At 67.2% G+C, this 13,948-nt stretch carries 20 protein-coding genes; 11 read left to right on the plus strand and 9 right to left on the minus strand.

Annotated elements, in window-relative coordinates; translation table 11 throughout:
• Position 1: 1 nt before the first annotated feature.
• Positions 2-730: a SprT family zinc-dependent metalloprotease gene (locus WDN01_16205; protein MEJ0027569.1), complete on the minus strand. Its 729-nt coding sequence runs from the start codon at positions 728-730 to the stop codon at positions 2-4.
• Here WDN01_16205 and WDN01_16210 point away from each other — a divergent pair.
• From WDN01_16210 to WDN01_16230, 5 genes are all read left to right on the plus strand, one after another.
• The gene (locus tag WDN01_16210; GenBank protein MEJ0027570.1) at positions 712-1,206 is read left to right on the plus strand and encodes a VOC family protein; all 495 of its coding nucleotides are present in this window, start codon (positions 712-714) and stop codon (positions 1,204-1,206) included. The genes WDN01_16205 and WDN01_16210 overlap by 19 nt on opposite strands.
• Before the next feature lie 23 nt (positions 1,207-1,229).
• Positions 1,230-1,703: a disulfide bond formation protein B gene (locus WDN01_16215; GenBank protein ID MEJ0027571.1), complete on the plus strand. Its 474-nt coding sequence runs from the start codon at positions 1,230-1,232 to the stop codon at positions 1,701-1,703.
• Positions 1,700-2,254 carry a demethoxyubiquinone hydroxylase family protein gene (locus WDN01_16220; protein ID MEJ0027572.1) on the plus strand — a complete coding sequence of 185 codons (555 nt, stop codon included), beginning with the start codon at positions 1,700-1,702 and terminating at the stop codon, positions 2,252-2,254. Before WDN01_16215 ends, WDN01_16220 begins: the two co-directional genes overlap by 4 nt.
• Positions 2,251-2,886, plus strand: coding sequence for a GNAT family N-acetyltransferase (locus WDN01_16225; GenBank protein ID MEJ0027573.1), 636 nt, complete (start codon positions 2,251-2,253; stop codon positions 2,884-2,886). The genes WDN01_16220 and WDN01_16225 overlap by 4 nt, the downstream gene beginning before the upstream one ends.
• A gap of 99 nt (positions 2,887-2,985) precedes the next feature.
• Positions 2,986-3,300: a hypothetical protein gene (locus tag WDN01_16230; GenBank protein MEJ0027574.1), complete on the plus strand. Its 315-nt coding sequence runs from the start codon at positions 2,986-2,988 to the stop codon at positions 3,298-3,300.
• A 34-nt stretch (positions 3,301-3,334) separates the two neighbouring features.
• Here the strand turns inward: WDN01_16230 and WDN01_16235 are convergent, their stop codons facing one another.
• The 4 genes from WDN01_16235 to WDN01_16250 all read right to left on the minus strand — a co-directional run bounded on the left by WDN01_16235 (position 3,335) and on the right by WDN01_16250 (position 5,983).
• Complete coding sequence (locus tag WDN01_16235; GenBank protein ID MEJ0027575.1) at positions 3,335-3,892, minus strand: HNH endonuclease; 558 nt, start codon at positions 3,890-3,892, stop codon at positions 3,335-3,337.
• A 114-nt stretch (positions 3,893-4,006) separates the two neighbouring features.
• Positions 4,007-4,717: a phosphatase PAP2 family protein gene (locus tag WDN01_16240; GenBank protein ID MEJ0027576.1), complete on the minus strand. Its 711-nt coding sequence runs from the start codon at positions 4,715-4,717 to the stop codon at positions 4,007-4,009.
• 32 nt (positions 4,718-4,749) lie between these two features.
• On the minus strand, positions 4,750-5,457 hold the full coding sequence (locus WDN01_16245) for a dienelactone hydrolase family protein (protein MEJ0027577.1): 708 nt from the start codon (positions 5,455-5,457) through the stop codon (positions 4,750-4,752).
• Positions 5,458-5,464: 7 nt separating this feature from the next.
• Complete coding sequence (locus WDN01_16250) at positions 5,465-5,983, minus strand: GNAT family N-acetyltransferase (protein ID MEJ0027578.1); 519 nt, start codon at positions 5,981-5,983, stop codon at positions 5,465-5,467.
• Positions 5,984-6,011: 28 nt separating this feature from the next.
• Between WDN01_16250 and gluQRS the strand changes: the two genes are divergently transcribed.
• On the plus strand, positions 6,012-6,887 hold the full coding sequence (gluQRS, locus tag WDN01_16255) for a tRNA glutamyl-Q(34) synthetase GluQRS (GenBank protein MEJ0027579.1): 876 nt from the start codon (positions 6,012-6,014) through the stop codon (positions 6,885-6,887).
• Positions 6,888-6,953: 66 nt separating this feature from the next.
• Here gluQRS and WDN01_16260 read toward each other — a convergent pair whose 3' ends face one another.
• Together WDN01_16260 and WDN01_16265 are read right to left on the minus strand one after the other, a co-directional pair.
• On the minus strand, positions 6,954-7,658 hold the full coding sequence (locus WDN01_16260) for an HAD family hydrolase (protein MEJ0027580.1): 705 nt from the start codon (positions 7,656-7,658) through the stop codon (positions 6,954-6,956).
• Positions 7,659-7,677: 19 nt separating this feature from the next.
• Entirely contained in the window at positions 7,678-8,322 is a 645-nt protein-coding gene (locus WDN01_16265) for a hemolysin III family protein (GenBank protein ID MEJ0027581.1), read from the minus strand.
• Positions 8,323-8,471: 149 nt separating this feature from the next.
• On the opposite strand from WDN01_16265, the gene WDN01_16270 reads away from it, so the two are divergent.
• From WDN01_16270 to WDN01_16290, 5 genes are all read left to right on the plus strand, one after another.
• Positions 8,472-9,233: a M15 family metallopeptidase gene (locus WDN01_16270; protein MEJ0027582.1), complete on the plus strand. Its 762-nt coding sequence runs from the start codon at positions 8,472-8,474 to the stop codon at positions 9,231-9,233.
• Positions 9,234-9,300: 67 nt separating this feature from the next.
• Positions 9,301-9,465, plus strand: coding sequence for a hypothetical protein (locus WDN01_16275; protein ID MEJ0027583.1), 165 nt, complete (start codon positions 9,301-9,303; stop codon positions 9,463-9,465).
• A gap of 120 nt (positions 9,466-9,585) precedes the next feature.
• Positions 9,586-10,002 (plus strand): MAPEG family protein, encoded by a 417-nt coding sequence (locus WDN01_16280; GenBank protein ID MEJ0027584.1) that lies wholly within the window; start codon positions 9,586-9,588, stop codon positions 10,000-10,002.
• Between the two features lie 32 nt (positions 10,003-10,034).
• A complete protein-coding gene (locus WDN01_16285; protein ID MEJ0027585.1) occupies positions 10,035-10,682 on the plus strand; it encodes a UdgX family uracil-DNA binding protein in 648 nt (215 codons plus the stop codon).
• A 69-nt stretch (positions 10,683-10,751) separates the two neighbouring features.
• Positions 10,752-10,907 carry a hypothetical protein gene (locus tag WDN01_16290; GenBank protein MEJ0027586.1) on the plus strand — a complete coding sequence of 52 codons (156 nt, stop codon included), beginning with the start codon at positions 10,752-10,754 and terminating at the stop codon, positions 10,905-10,907.
• Between the two features lie 288 nt (positions 10,908-11,195).
• On the opposite strand, the gene WDN01_16295 is transcribed toward WDN01_16290, so the two are convergent.
• Both WDN01_16295 and rpoD read right to left on the minus strand, forming a co-directional pair.
• The gene (locus tag WDN01_16295) at positions 11,196-11,420 is read right to left on the minus strand and encodes a hypothetical protein (protein ID MEJ0027587.1); all 225 of its coding nucleotides are present in this window, start codon (positions 11,418-11,420) and stop codon (positions 11,196-11,198) included.
• Positions 11,421-11,545: 125 nt separating this feature from the next.
• Positions 11,546-13,897, minus strand: a complete 2,352-nt coding sequence (gene rpoD, locus WDN01_16300) for an RNA polymerase sigma factor RpoD (protein ID MEJ0027588.1) — start codon at positions 13,895-13,897, stop codon at positions 11,546-11,548.
• Positions 13,898-13,948 lie beyond the last annotated feature (51 nt).

The following is a 13,948-nucleotide window of genomic DNA, read 5'->3' on the forward strand; positions in this document are numbered from 1 at the left end:
CCTACTTCACGCCGTAGCGGTGCAGGCCGGCGCCGTTCTTGCGCAGCCAGGCCTGCGGGGTCTCGATGTCCGGCACGAGGCTTTTCACCACGCGCCAGAAGCGCGGGCTGTGGTTCATCTCGCGCAGATGCCCCACCTCATGCGCCACGACGTAGTCGAGCACGAATTCGGGCGCCAGGATCAGGCGCCAGGAATAGGAGATGCACCGGCTGGTCGAGCAGGAGCCCCAGCGGCTCGACGTGTCGCGCACCGTCACGCGGCGCACGCGGGCATCGATGCGGCCGGCATAGTCGCGGGTGCGCGCCTCGAGCACCTTGCGCGCCTCGCGCTTGAGGAAATCGGCGAGGCGGCGCGGCGCATGCGCGTCATGGCCGCCGACGCGGATGACGGCGCGGTCGGGATCGAGCACGGCGGGGCCGCCCCGGTCGCACTTCACGATCTCGTGCTCGCGGCCGCGCAAGGGGATGCGCGCGCCGGGGACGAGCGCGATCGGCTTGGGCACGCGGGCAAGCTGGCTGGCGATCCAGGGCGTCTCGCCGCGCGCAAAATCGAGCGCGCGGTCCAGCGCGCGCTGCGACGGCGCGACGACGGTGACCTCGCCGGTCGAGGGATTGACCTTGACGATCAGCCTTCGCGCGCGCGGATTGAGCCGCATCGTCACTTCCACGGCGCGGCCGTCGATCTTCAGCAATTCCCGCCGATGGCTGCGGGTTGCCAGAGGCTTACGCATACGCTTCCCTGTACTTTCGCAAATTCGACCTGCCGCTCAACGAGATCCGACCCATGACCTCTCGCCCGCGCTTCCATCTGGCATTTCCCGTTCGCTCGCTCGGCGAGGCGCGTGCCTTCTATGGAAGCCTGCTCGGTTGCCCCGAAGGACGCTCGAGCGACGATTGGGTGGACTTCGATTTCTTCGGTCACCAAATCGTGGCGCATTTAAGCGCGGATGAGGCCGGCGTGAAAGCGCATAATGATGTCGACGGCGAACAGGTACCGGTGCGGCATTTCGGCGTGATCCTTTCTTTGGCGGAATGGCGCGCGCTTGTCGACAAACTGTCGCGCGAAAAAGTTCCCTTCGTCATCGCGCCTGACATAAGATTCGAAGGCCAGCCCGGCGAGCAGGCGACGTTCTTCATCCGCGATCCGAGCGGCAATGCGCTGGAGTTCAAGGCGTTCGACGACGAGAGCCGGATTTTCGCGCGTTAATCGAGGCGTGCCTGCGTATGACGATGACAGCAAATCAAATCGCATGGTTCGAAGGCGCGGTCAGCCTGGCGCTGATCCTGGGCGCGCTCGGCTTTCAGTACATCGGCCATTATCCGCCTTGCGAAATGTGTCATTGGCAGCGCTGGCCGCATATCGCCGCCGCCGCGATCGGGCTGGGCGGCATGGTCCTGGTAAGCACGCAGATTCTGCCGGCGCGCGCCGCGCTCGTCCTTGCGGCGCTGGCGACGCTGTGCGTCGCGATCACCGGCGGCCTGGGCATCTATCACGCCGGCGTCGAATGGCATTTCTGGCAGGGGCCCACGGCCTGCACCACGGGCTTTCAGTTCACCGGCGGGCCGCTCGACCTCAATGCGCCGGTGCCGCAATGCGACCACGCGGCGTGGCGGCTGTTCGGGATTTCCATGGCGGGCTACAATGCGATCATTTCGCTGGCCGCCGCGGCGTTCGGCGCCTTCCAACTGGTGCGCGCGAAATGACCCGCAAGGCCCGCCCCGCTTCGCCCGGCGCCAGGACCGCCGACGAGATCGAAGCGATGATCCGCGTCGACCACGCGGGCGAATACGGCGCGGTGCGCATCTATGAAGGCCAGCTTGCGGTGCTGGGCGCGCGTTCTTCCAAGACCGCCGACGCCATCCGCCACATGGCGGAGCAGGAACAGGTGCATCTGAAGACCTTCGACGCGCTGGTGAACGAACGGCGCGTGCGGCCGACGGCGCTGGAGCCGGTGTGGCGGGTGGCGGGCTTCGCGCTGGGCGCCGCCACGGCGCTGATGGGCGAGAAGGCGGCGATGGCCTGCACCGCGGCGGTGGAAGAGGTGATCGACGATCACTATGCCGCGCAGGTGGCGAGGCTCGGCGATGCCGATCCGACGCTGAAGAAGACGGTCGAGGATTTCCGCGCCGACGAGATCGCCCATCGCGACACCGCGCTCGAACACGGCGCGGAAGAGGCGCCGGGCTATCGGCTCCTGAGCGAAGCCATCAAGGCCGGCTGCCGGCTGGCGATCCGGCTGTCCGAGAAGATATGAGCGAGGATCGCCACGCCCTGCTGGCGGCGGCGGCCGATCCGCGCCGCGCCACGATCGACGATGCCGGCGCGCTGTCGCGGCTGTTCGCGGCGGCCTTCACCCATGACCCGGTGATGGACTGGATCGCGCGGCCGGCGCCGATGCGGGCCCGCGCGCTGGAACAGTTCTTCTTCTGGCTGCTGCGGGTGCGCGCGATTCCGTATGGCGAGGTGTGGATGAGCCGCGACGCGGGGGTCTGCGCCGCCTGGCTGCCGCCGGGCGCCGATGCGAGCCCCGGCGGCTTCGTCGAGCAGATGAAATTGATGCCGCTGTTCGTGCGCCTCTGCGGCTTCCCGCGCCTGTTGCGCGGCTCGGCCATGGCGGATGCGATGGAGAAGAACCATCCGGCGCAGAAGCACTTCTATCTCGCCTTCATCGCGGTGGCGCCGCGGCTGCAAGGGCTCGGACTTGGCGGCGCGATGCTGGAGACGACGGTCAGGCGCGCCGACGCGGCCGGCATGCCGGCCTATCTGGAGAATTCCAATCCCAAGAACACGCGGCTCTATGAGCGCGCCGGATTCGTCGCGGGCCGGAACATCGCGCCGAAGAACGCGCCGCCGCTGATCGCGATGTGGCGGAAAGCGGCCGTCTAGGCGGTTCTTTGCATGTGCGCGACGGGCGCGACGAAGCCGCATCCCGGAGCCAAGCCATCGCTTGCGCGTTCCCGCCATCGAACCGAAGCGGAGTTTCCGATGCGCCTTCCCGCCCTTCTGGCCGCAGGAGCGGTCATCTTCCTGAGCGCCTGCGCCAACGACGTCGGCGTCGCCGGCGGCGGCGATTATTTCGACGGCTATTATGACGGATTTTACGGGCCGTTCGACGACGGCTATTGGGGCACGGACGGGTTCTATTACTATTCGGACGGGCGCGATCATTCCTGGCACCGCGATGACGGCCACCATTTCCGCCACGATCCGTCGGGCGGATTCAATCACGTGCATGGCAGCGGCAGGCCGCCCGGCGCCGGGATGATCAATCATCCGGGCGGCGGAGGCGGACGACGGTAACGGCAACCTCTCCCGCGAGGCGGGAGAGGAGGACTCACGGCTCGAGCTCGCTGTCCCAGTACAAATAATCCGCCCAGCTTTCGTGCAGGTAGTTCGGCGGGAATTTGCGGCCGTTGGCCCGGAGCTCGTTGATCGTCGGGCGGTGCGGACGGTGCTTGGGATGCATGCCGATATGCTGCGGCAGGCGTCCGCCCTTCAAGAGATTGCACGGCGCGCAGGCCGTCACCACGTTCTCCCAGGTCGTGCGGCCGCCGCGCGAGCGCGGGATCACGTGATCGAAGGTCAGGTCCTCGCCATCGCCGCAATACTGGCACTCGAACCGGTCGCGCAGGAACAGGTTGAACCGCGTGAAGGCGGGATTGCGCGCCGGCCGGATATAGGTCTTCAGCGACACGACCGAGGGAAGCTTCATCTCGAAAGAGGGCGAGCGCACGACGCGGTCGTATTCCTCGAGGATGTTCACACGCTCGAGGAAGACCGCCTTGATGGCGTCCTGCCAGGACCAGAGAGACAGCGGATAATAGCTGAGCGGCCGGTAGTCTGCGTTCAGCACCAGCGCCGGGCAGTTATCGGGAACGCGCGCGGCTAACACGGAAAGGTCCCTTTGGCGAATACTCCTCGTTGCTCAGCCGAACATAAGGGGAAGCGCATGCCCTGCCAAGTTCGCCGAAATACTACGCGATTCGGCGTGACAGAAAGGTAACGGTCAGGGCACGGATCGAAGATGGGCGGCGGCGAGCTCGGCCGCCGCGGCGTCGTATTCCTTGCGGAAATCGGGGTTCTTCTGGAGTTCGAGCGCGAGCACGGTGCCAAGCGCCTGGCCGCCGACGATGTCGCTGCGGAAATGCATGCCGCAGACCAGCCGCCGCTCCGCATAAAGCGCGGCGCGGGCGAGGATCGCCTGCGCCTTGTCCGGCATCAGCCGCGCCAGCGTTACGCCCATAGCGTAGGCGATGGTGGCGTGGCCGCTGGGATAGGACGTCGGCGCCGGGCCGGGCTTGACCGGCGTGCAGGTCTTGATGTCGGGCGCCACGATCCAGGGCCGGTCGCGATGGAAATAGGTCTTGGCGGTCGTCGCGACGCCCTCCTCCGTGTCGCCGATATCGGCGAGCAGGTGCTGCGTCGCCGGCAGCCTGGCGAAATCGAAATCCGGGCCGATGGCGGAGGCGAACCAGTCGCCCGTCGAGTCCTTGGCGTCGGCCGTCGCGGCGTCCCATTCGGCGGGCGTGCGATGGGCGGCGATCGCCCGAAGCTCCGCGATCTCCTCCGCCTCGCGCGGCGAATCGTTCGCGGGCGGCGGCGGCAGGAGCAGGCCGGCGTCGATCTGCCCGGCCGTCAGGAACGACGCCGCGGCGGCCGGCGCGGCGAGCGCGCAGGCGAGCACGATGGCAAGGGCGAAACGGCGAACGATCATCATGGCGACCTCGGTCTTGATAGACGGGTTCTGTTTCAGGACTGCGAAGGCACGGGACAGCTTATCTCGGCCTCGCGGCGGCGCAGAAGGCCGCGGAACGCGGACGAGAGGAACGCGCCGCCCATCTCCAGCCCGACCGGATCGATGCCGTGCCCGACACCCGACGCGATGTGCCATTGCACGCCGGCGCCGGCGGCGCCGAGCATCATCGCGGAGGCCAGCATCGCCTCGGCCGGGATCATCTGGTCGGCATCGCCATGGATCAGGAGGATCGGCGGCGTGTCGGGCGGCAGCGTCTCCAACGCCGCGCCGCGCGCCAGGAGGCCGGAGAAGCCGACGATGGCGGCCGGTTTCACGGCGCGGCGCAGGCCGACTTGCAGCGCCATCATCGTGCCCTGGCTGAAGCCGACCAGCGCGAGGCGGTCGCCCGGCAGGCCGAGGCGCGCCAGCTCCGCATCGAGGAAGGCGTCGAGCTGACCCGCGGCGGATTCGACGCCGCGCTGCATCTCGCCGGGATCGAGGCGGGTGATCGGAAACCATTGATAGCCGTTCGGCGCGCCGGCGCAGCGCTCGGGCGCGTTGGGCGCGACGAAGGCGGCGGTCGGCAGCAGGCGCTGCCAATGCGGCGCCAGGCCGATCAGATCCTTGCCGTCCGCGCCATAGCCGTGACAGAGCACGACGAGATACGTGGCGGCGCCGCGCGTGGGCGGCAGACGCGGGCCGGAGAGGGTGCCGAAAGCCATGACCTATCTAAACCGCGCCTGCCGCCGGAAAGCCATAGGCCAGTTCGCGCAGATGCGCGCCGCCGATTTCGGTGACGACCTGCGCGCCTGAAATCAGTATGCCGCCCTGGCGTTCATAGAACCGTCTTGCGGCGCTGTTGGCCTCGAACACCCAGAGCAGGAACTTCGCATGGCCGCGCGCGCGCAAGCCGGCGGATGCGGCGCGGAACAGCGCGCCGCCGATGCCGTTCCGCATCGCGGCGGGACGCAGATAGATCGCGTAGAGCTGTCCGTCATAGCCGGGCGCCGCGTCGCGCACGGGTCCGAACATCGCATAGCCGGCGATGCCGTCCGCGCGATCCGCGACGAGGACGGAGTCGGCGAAGCTTGCGACATCCGTGCCCAGCCATTGGCGGCGCACCTCCTCCGGCGTCATGGCACCCAGCACGGCATCCGGCACCAGGCCGCGATAGGCATGACGCCAGGATTCCACCTTGATGGCGGCCACGGCGGGGATGTCGCTCTCGGTCGCGGGACGAATGATCACGGCGACGGGCTCGTGTAGGCTCCGGCGCATGATTGTCACGCGTTTCGCGCCGAGTCCAACGGGGCTGCTGCATCTCGGCCATGCCTTCGCCGCGCTGACGGCGGCGCGGGCGGGAGAGCGGTTCCTGCTGCGCGTCGAGGACATCGACGCGTCGCGCTGCCGCGCGGAATTCGTCGACGCGATCTTCGAGGATCTGCACTGGCTGGGGCTGGACTGGGAGACGCCGGTGCTGCGCCAGTCGGCGCGCGGCGCGGCCTATCGCGCGGCGCTGGATGCGCTGGAGCGGCAGGACCTGCTCTATCCATGCTTCTGCACCCGCAAGGAAATCGCCGAGGAGATCGCGCGCGCCGCCGCGGCGCCGCACTTCGAAGATTTGGCAGCGCCACGGCCGGGGCCCGATGGGCCGATCTATCCCGGGACGTGCCGGCATCTGTCCGAAGGCGAACGCGCGGCGCGGATCGCGGCAGGCATGGCCCATGTGCTGCGGCTCGACAGCGCCAAGGCAGCGGCGGTGGCGGGGCCGCTGACCTTCGAGGAACGGGGCGCCGGACCGATGGGCGAGCGCGGCGTCATGGCCGTCGAGCCCGGGATGTTCGGCGATGCGGTGCTGGCGCGCAAGGACATGCCGGCGGCGTATCATCTGGCGGTGGTGGTGGACGACGCGCATCAAGGCGTCACGCTGGTGACGCGGGGGAACGACCTGTTCGCGGCGACACATGTGCAGCGGCTGCTGCAGGCGCTGCTCGGACTGCCGGCGCCAGCCTATGCGCATCACCGGCTGATCCTGGATGCGAATGGAAAGAAGTTCTCCAAGCGCGACCATGCGGTGACGCTGCGAAGCTTGCGGGCGGATGGGGTGACGGTGGAGGAGAGCTGCAAGCGGATCGGGCTAGCTGGTTTGTAGAAGCGCTCTCAATTATTTTGCCATTCCCGCGGCTCCGGATGCCCGCCTTCGCGGGCATGACAGTTTTCATAGCGCCGCGAACAGCGCGTCGGCTTCTTTCCAATTCGCCAGCACACGTTCGGCGCCGGCTTGCGTGAGGCGGGCGCTCAGGCGATCCGTCATGTGGCCGCCGCCGGCGAAGCCCCAGACGCGCATGCCGGCCGCGATGCCGGCGGTGACGCCGTTGACGCTGTCTTCGATCACCAGGCAGTCCTCCGGCGCGACGCCCAGTGCCTTCGCCGCGTGGAGGAAGAGGTCGGGCGCCGGCTTGGAATGCGCGACGTGCTCGGACGAATAGATATGGGGCGCGAAATGCTCCCAATGGCCGACCTTTTTCAGCTTGATATCCAGGCCGCGCACCGAGCTGGAACTGGCGACTGCCTTGGGCAGGCGGCAGGCCCTGACCGCGACGAGCGCGCCTTCGACTTCCGTCAATCGCGCCGCGACTTCTTTCGCATAGCGCTCCCTGATCGGGCCGCGGATCTCGTCGGCGATGGGGCGGCCGAGGCGGGCGCGGCCGTCTTCGTCCAGCAGCTGGTAGAAGACCTTGCTGCTGCGGCCCATGAAGCGGGTAATGAAATCGTGGCTGTCATAGGTGAGGCCGATCTCGGCCAGGACCGCGATCTCGACCGCGTGGGCGATGACCTCGCTGTCGACCAGGACGCCGTCGCAATCGAAAATCACCGCCGAAATCATGGCGAGGGCGTAGGCGATCCCCGGCGGCTTCGCCACACACGAAAGGTTGCGGAATCTAACGGGTGAATTCCATCGCCACGGCGGCGAAATGCATGGCGGCGGCGACCAGCACGAAGGCGTGCCAGATCGCCTTGTGATAGGGGATGCGCTCGATCACATAGAAGGCGACGCCGGCCGAATAGACGATGCCGCCCGCCATCAGCAGCCAGAAATCGGTCGCGGTCATCGCGGCGTGCAGCGGCTGGATGACGAAGACGATCAGCCAGCCCATGGCGAGGTAGAGCCCCAGGCTCAGCCATTCGTAGCGGCGGGGGAACAGGACCTTCATCGTCACGCCGAAGCTGGCGCTGAGCCAGATCGCGGCCAGGATGACGGTGCCGTAGGGCGCGGCGAGCCGGTTGGCGGCGAAGGGCGTGTAGGTCGCGGCGATCATGATAAAGATCGCGGCGTGATCGAGCCGGCGCAGGAACTGTTTCGACGGCCCGTGCGGCGCCAGGTTGTAGGCGGCGGAGAAGGAGATCATCGCCAGGAGGCCGGCGCAGTAGATCAGCACGCTGATGGCCGCCGACATGCCGGTGACGTGCCAGAGCAGCCACAGGCTGGCATTGATCGCGAAAAGGATGCCGAGCACATGGACGACGGTGTCGGCCCGGTGCTCGAACTCGGAATAGATCCGCTCGGCTTTCTCGATGATGGTCATGTCAGGTTCCAACGCATGGCCCGAGGATGCCGTTCCGGCGGCCATTCGTCCATTTGGGAAATGTTCGCAGGGTAAATATGCCGATACCTCGATCCCGGGCGCCGAACGGCCCCTTTGCGGAAATGACAGGGCCGCGCTTGACTGGGCGGATGAAAGCCCCGCTCGCGATCCTGACCTGGCTGGCCGCGCTCGGCGGCGCCGCGGGCTTCGGCGCCCCGCCCGCGGATCTCGATACCAAGCTGGACAGACTCGTTGCCGCCTATCCCGACTTTCTCGCCGGCCATGACGGCAATCGGCTGCTTCTGAAGGACGGGCGGCGTTTCGCGATCTCCGACGGGCGCACGGACAAGTCGCTCGACGCGATGATCGAGCATCCCGACATCGACGACATGTTCTATGCCGACTATCCGGCGGGCGCCGACGCCGCGGCGTCGCCGGAGGATCCCGGCCGGGTGCGCTATGCGCCGCTGTTCGACGCGATGTATGGCGACTGCGCGAAAGGCGGCGTGACCGCGAAGCTGCGCCGCATCGCCTGGCTGCCCCTGCACCATGGCGGACAGGTCGAGATCACGACGGTCAACGGCGTGGACCGCAAGCTGGAGGCCGCCATCGCGGAACTCGACGCCCTGCCCGCGCCCGACATGCGATACCTGATCCCGAGTTCCGGCACCTATAATTGCCGCGCCGTGGCGGGATCGGCGGCGCGTTCCGCCCATGGCTGGGGCATCGCCGTCGACCTCAACAGCGCGGCGGCGGAATATTGGCGCTGGTCCGGCGCGGGCTGGCGCAACCGGGTTCCGGTCGAGATCGCACACATCTTCGAGCGCCACGGCTTCATCTGGGGTGGGCGCTGGCAGCATTACGACACCATGCATTTCGAATACCGTCCGGAATTGATCGCGCCGCGTTGACATGGATCATGGCTTTTCTCGCGCCGCCGGCGCTTATGGCCTTATCCGCTAGAGATCGGCTCGACAGATGAACCAAGACGATTTGCCTCCCCGGCCGCTCCAGACCGAGGACGGCTTTGCCGGCGAGCTCGGCGGCATGGTCGGCACGCTGGTGTGGATCGGCGGCTTCCTGGCGCTGGCGGGCGTGGCGCTGTTCTTCGTCATGCGGTGGAGCGGCCATAGTCCTTGGTAGGATAACTCCCGCGGCCACATCGTATTGTTTTCGAGATCGCGAATTTGCCGCCGCCCCGCGCATTGGTGCGCGGCCCCGGCCCGACTAGCATGCCCCCGACTTTACCGCCGGGAGGGGCGCATGCATACGGAAACGTTCGGGACGATCGAGATGCAGATGCTGTGGCTCAGCATCGTGCTGGGGCTCGTACAGCTTGTGCTCGCCACGCTGTTCAGCGTCGGCAAGCGCGGCATGCCCTGGGGCGTGGGGCCGCGCGACGAGCCGGCGCCGCCGATGGGCAAGTTCGGCGGGCGCATCGAGCGCGTCTTCAAGAACTTCCTCGAGACCTTCATGTTCTTCCTGGGCGCCGTCCTGATCGCGCAGGCGCTGGACAAGCACACCGCGGCGAGTGCGCTGGGGGCGCAGATCTATTTCTGGACGCGGCTGGCCTATCTGCCGGTCTATGCGCTCGGCATCCCGTTCCTGCGCACCATCCTGTGGGTCGCCTCGCTGGCCGGCATCGGCATGGTGATGCGCGCCGTATGGCCGGGGATGTGAGCCAAACGCGCCGCCATGCGTTTCGTTGAACGATGACGAAGCGCGCGAAACCGCAAGACGACGAACCGGACCTGTTTGGCGCGGCGCCGAAACAGTCGCTCGCGAACTTGCGCAAGGAGGCGGCGCATTGCACGCGCTGCGATCTTTACCGCCACGCCACCCAGACGGTGTTCGGCGAGGGGCCGGAGGCGGCGCGCATCGTGCTGGTCGGCGAGCAGCCGGGCGACTCGGAAGACCTGGCCGGCAAGCCCTTCGTCGGGCCGGCGGGCAAGCTGCTCGACCGCGCGCTGGAGGAGGCGGGGATCGAGCGCGACAAGGTCTATGTCACCAATGCGGTCAAGCATTTCAAATTCGAGCCGCGCGGCAAGCGGCGCATCCATTCCAAGCCGAACGCCGGCGAGATCAAGGCGTGCAAATGGTGGCTGGAGCGCGAATTCGCGGCGCTATCGCCCGCGATCGTCGTCGCGCTGGGCGCCACGGCGGCGCAGGCCCTGCTCGGCCACACCGTGTCGGTCATGCGGGAGCGCGGACGCGAGACGCAGATGATGGGGCGGCGGGGGCTGGTCACGGTGCATCCGTCCTACCTGCTGCGCATCCCGGACGACGATGCCAAGGCGGCGGAGTACAAGAAATTCGTCGCCGACCTGAAGCAGGCGGAAGCGTTGGCGGGCGCGGATTGACCCGGTAAGCTGCGCGTGCCGACCGCCGGGCGGCGCGGCCGCGAGGGGCACGCCGGGACAGAGGACGGGGTGCGCTGCCAAGCGCCGGACGGCGCGCTGATCGGCAAGATCCGCCTGCTGGAGACGACGGCCAATCTGTGCTTCGGCGGGCGAAGGCGGAACCGGCTGTTCATCGCGGCGAGCACGAGCGTCTATGCGGTGTATGTGAATGCGGTGGGGGCGTAGCTATGTGTCGCTCATCGGACGATCGCGAGCCGATGCTGGATCGTGAGGACGACAAGCTCATCCGCCGGCTCGTCGAGGAGATAGTAGACGATATTGCGTTACGACGCGTGACCAGCTTGCGGACGCCTTCGATAGACTGCCGGTGCACGATACGGGGGAAGTCGGCCGCGATGCGCAGCGATTCCAGGATGGCGTCGCGGACACGACGGGCGCCCTGTGGGCTCTGCGTTGCGATATAGTCGGCAATGTCGATCAGGTCGGCAGTAGCGCGCGGTGTGAGGCGGAGCTTCACCCGTCGAAGCGGCGGAACGCGGCCTCGACGTCGACAGCGGCCGCGTAACGACCGGCTTTGGCCTGCTCCAGACCTTCGAGCAGCGCCGGTAGATGTGCGGGATCGATGGCTTCCGGTTCGGCGTCGTTGGCAAGTTCCAACATCGCGCGGGCGATCTCATCCTGGCTTTCCGAGGAAAGCCCGCGGACGGTTTCGACGGCTTTTTCCAGCAGCTTCGTCATGGGGCCATAATAGGACAAATCCCGCGATCCGGAAAGAACGGCGGTACGGGTCTGAGAGAACCCCTCACCCGAAATTCGCTTTGCGAATTTCGACCTCTCCCGCGTTGCGGGAGAGGTATGCGTTCTCAATTATCGAGGAACGAACGCAGCTTCCTCGACCGGCTCGGGTGCTTCAGCTTGCGCAGAGCCTTCGCTTCGATCTGGCGGATGCGTTCGCGGGTGACCGAGAACTGCTGGCCGACCTCTTCCAAGGTGTGATCCGTGTTCATGCCGATGCCGAAGCGCATGCGCAGGACGCGCTCCTCGCGCGGCGTCAGCGTCGCCAGGACCCGCGTCGTCGTCTCGCGCAGGTTCGCCTGGATCGCGGCGTCGATGGGGAGGATCGCGTTCTTGTCCTCGATGAAGTCGCCGAGATGGCTGTCTTCCTCGTCGCCGATCGGCGTTTCCAGGCTGATCGGCTCCTTGGCGATCTTCAGGACCTTGCGGACCTTCTCCAGCGGCATGGCGAGACGCTCGGCCAGCTCTTCCGGCGTCGGCTCGCGGCCGATTTCATGGAGCATCTGACGCGATGTGCGCACCAGCTTGTTGATCGTCTCGATCATGTGCACCGGAATGCGGATCGTGCGCGCCTGGTCGGCGATGGAGCGGGTGATCGCCTGGCGGATCCACCACGTCGCATAGGTCGAGAATTTGTAGCCGCGGCGGTATTCGAACTTATCGACCGCCTTCATCAACCCGATATTGCCTTCCTGGATCAGGTCCAGGAACTGCAGGCCACGATTGGTGTATTTCTTGGCGATGGAGATCACCAGGCGCAGATTGGCCTCGATCATCTCCTTCTTGGCGACGCCGCTCTCGCGCTCGCCCTTCTGCACCGTCTGCACGTTGCGGCGGAATTCGCTGACCGACTGGCGCGTCTCCTGCGCCAGGGCCTGCATGTCGTCGCGCAGCTGGTTGATCTTGTCGCGCTCGTCCTGGACGAAATCCTTCCAGCCGGTGCGGCTGAGCCGGCCGACGCGGCGCGCCCAGTGCGGGTCGAGCTCGTTGCCGAAATGCTCTTTCAGGAAATCCTCGCGCGCGACGCCATGCGCTTCGGCGAGGCGGAGCAGACGGCCCTCCAGCGACACCAGCCGCTTGTTGATGCCGTACATCTGGTCGACAAGGGCTTCGATGCGGTTGTTGTTGAGCTTGAGGCCCTTCACGAGATCCATGGTCTCGTTGCGCAGCTTCTTGAAGCGGCGCTCCTGGCCGGTCGAAAGCTCGTCCGAGGCCAGCGCGGCTTCCACCGAGGCGTCCTGCAGGCGGCCGAGCTTCTTGTAGAGCGCGGCGATGGCGTCCAGCGCCTCCAGCACCTGCGGCTTCAGCGAGGCTTCCATCGCGGAGAGCGGCAGATTGCCCTCGTCGTCGAAGCCGTCGTCGTCCTGGGCGCTGTCGGCCGCGGCGGCGGCTTCGGCGGGATCGGGTTCCTCGCCGTCGGCGCGCGGCGCGGGCGCCGGCTTGGGCGGCGCGGGCGGCGGGGTCGGCTTGGGCGGCGGCGGCTGGCCGTTGATCGCCGCGACATGGGCGGCGGAGGCGGCGGCCTGGGCCGCGGCCTGGGCCTGGCCTTCGGGACCGACGGCATACATCGCTTCCAGATCGATGATGTCGCGCAGGAGGACCTTGCCCTCGTTCAGCTCGTCGCGCCACACGGTGAGCGCTTCGAAGGTGAGCGGGCTTTCGCACAGCGCGCCGATCATCAGCTCGCGGCCGGCCTCGATGCGCTTGGCGATGGCGATTTCGCCCTCGCGGGAGAGGAGCTCGACCGAGCCCATCTCGCGCAGATACATGCGCACCGGATCGTCGGTGCGGTCGTATTGCTCGGCGGCCGTGCCGGTCTTGGTGGTGACTTCCTTGCCGCCCTCGGGGACGGCGGGGAGGTTCTCATCGCCACCCTCTTCCTGTTCTTCGGACTCGATGACATTGATGCCCATCTCGTTGAGCATCGACATCGTGTCCTCGATCTGCTCGGAGGACACCTTGTCGGAAGGCAGAACCTTGTTCAGCTCGTCATAGGTGACGTAGCCGCGGGTCTTCGCCTTGGCGATCATCTTGCGGACGCCGACGTCAGACATGTCGAGCAGGGGCGAATCCGCGTCGCCGGGGGTCTCTTCGCCGGGCTTGCCCGCCTTGGCGCCGGCTTTCAGGGGCATCTTGGCATTGGCCTTGGCGGTGGGCTGGACCGCGGGTACGACGCCGGGCTTGGCACCCGCCTTGGCGGCAGGTGCCGGCTTGGCCGCAAGCTTGGGATCGGGCTTCTTGGCGGCGGCGGCCGTGGTCTTGGCGGCCGGCTTGGCGGTGGCGGCAGTCTTGGCGGCGGCGGGCTTGACGGCGGCCTTGGCCGGCTGGGCCGGCTTCTTGGGCGCGGCGTGCTTCGCCGGGAGAGGCTTCTTGGCGGGTTTCGCCGCTTTCTTGTTCGCCGTCTTGGTCGCCACGCTCATTACCGTCCGCAAAGGGCCTCTATATAGAGGCGAGTGAATCCCATTTTACGA

It is taken from the genome of Rhizomicrobium sp., from assembly GCA_037200985.1.
Lineage (GTDB): Bacteria > Pseudomonadota > Alphaproteobacteria > Micropepsales > Micropepsaceae > Rhizomicrobium.

Bases quoted from the DNA above. Each gene is read 5' to 3' on its own strand.
- WDN01_16205 (MEJ0027569.1), bottom strand. From the start codon at position 730: ATGCGTAAGCCTCTGGCAACCCGCAGCCATCGGCGGGAATTGCTGAAG.
- WDN01_16215 (MEJ0027571.1), top strand. From the start codon at position 1,230: ATGACAGCAAATCAAATCGCATGGTTCGAAGGCGCGGTCAGCCTGGCG.
- WDN01_16220 (MEJ0027572.1), top strand. From the start codon at position 1,700: ATGACCCGCAAGGCCCGCCCCGCTTCGCCCGGCGCCAGGACCGCCGAC.
- WDN01_16225 (MEJ0027573.1), top strand. From the start codon at position 2,251: ATGAGCGAGGATCGCCACGCCCTGCTGGCGGCGGCGGCCGATCCGCGC.
- WDN01_16230 (MEJ0027574.1), top strand. From the start codon at position 2,986: ATGCGCCTTCCCGCCCTTCTGGCCGCAGGAGCGGTCATCTTCCTGAGC.
- WDN01_16240 (MEJ0027576.1), bottom strand. From the start codon at position 4,717: ATGATGATCGTTCGCCGTTTCGCCCTTGCCATCGTGCTCGCCTGCGCG.
- WDN01_16245 (MEJ0027577.1), bottom strand. From the start codon at position 5,457: ATGGCTTTCGGCACCCTCTCCGGCCCGCGTCTGCCGCCCACGCGCGGC.
- gluQRS (MEJ0027579.1), top strand. From the start codon at position 6,012: ATGATTGTCACGCGTTTCGCGCCGAGTCCAACGGGGCTGCTGCATCTC.
- WDN01_16265 (MEJ0027581.1), bottom strand. From the start codon at position 8,322: ATGACCATCATCGAGAAAGCCGAGCGGATCTATTCCGAGTTCGAGCAC.
- WDN01_16270 (MEJ0027582.1), top strand. From the start codon at position 8,472: ATGAAAGCCCCGCTCGCGATCCTGACCTGGCTGGCCGCGCTCGGCGGC.
- WDN01_16275 (MEJ0027583.1), top strand. From the start codon at position 9,301: ATGAACCAAGACGATTTGCCTCCCCGGCCGCTCCAGACCGAGGACGGC.
- WDN01_16280 (MEJ0027584.1), top strand. From the start codon at position 9,586: ATGCATACGGAAACGTTCGGGACGATCGAGATGCAGATGCTGTGGCTC.
- WDN01_16285 (MEJ0027585.1), top strand. From the start codon at position 10,035: ATGACGAAGCGCGCGAAACCGCAAGACGACGAACCGGACCTGTTTGGC.
- WDN01_16295 (MEJ0027587.1), bottom strand. From the start codon at position 11,420: ATGACGAAGCTGCTGGAAAAAGCCGTCGAAACCGTCCGCGGGCTTTCC.
- rpoD (MEJ0027588.1), bottom strand. From the start codon at position 13,897: ATGAGCGTGGCGACCAAGACGGCGAACAAGAAAGCGGCGAAACCCGCC.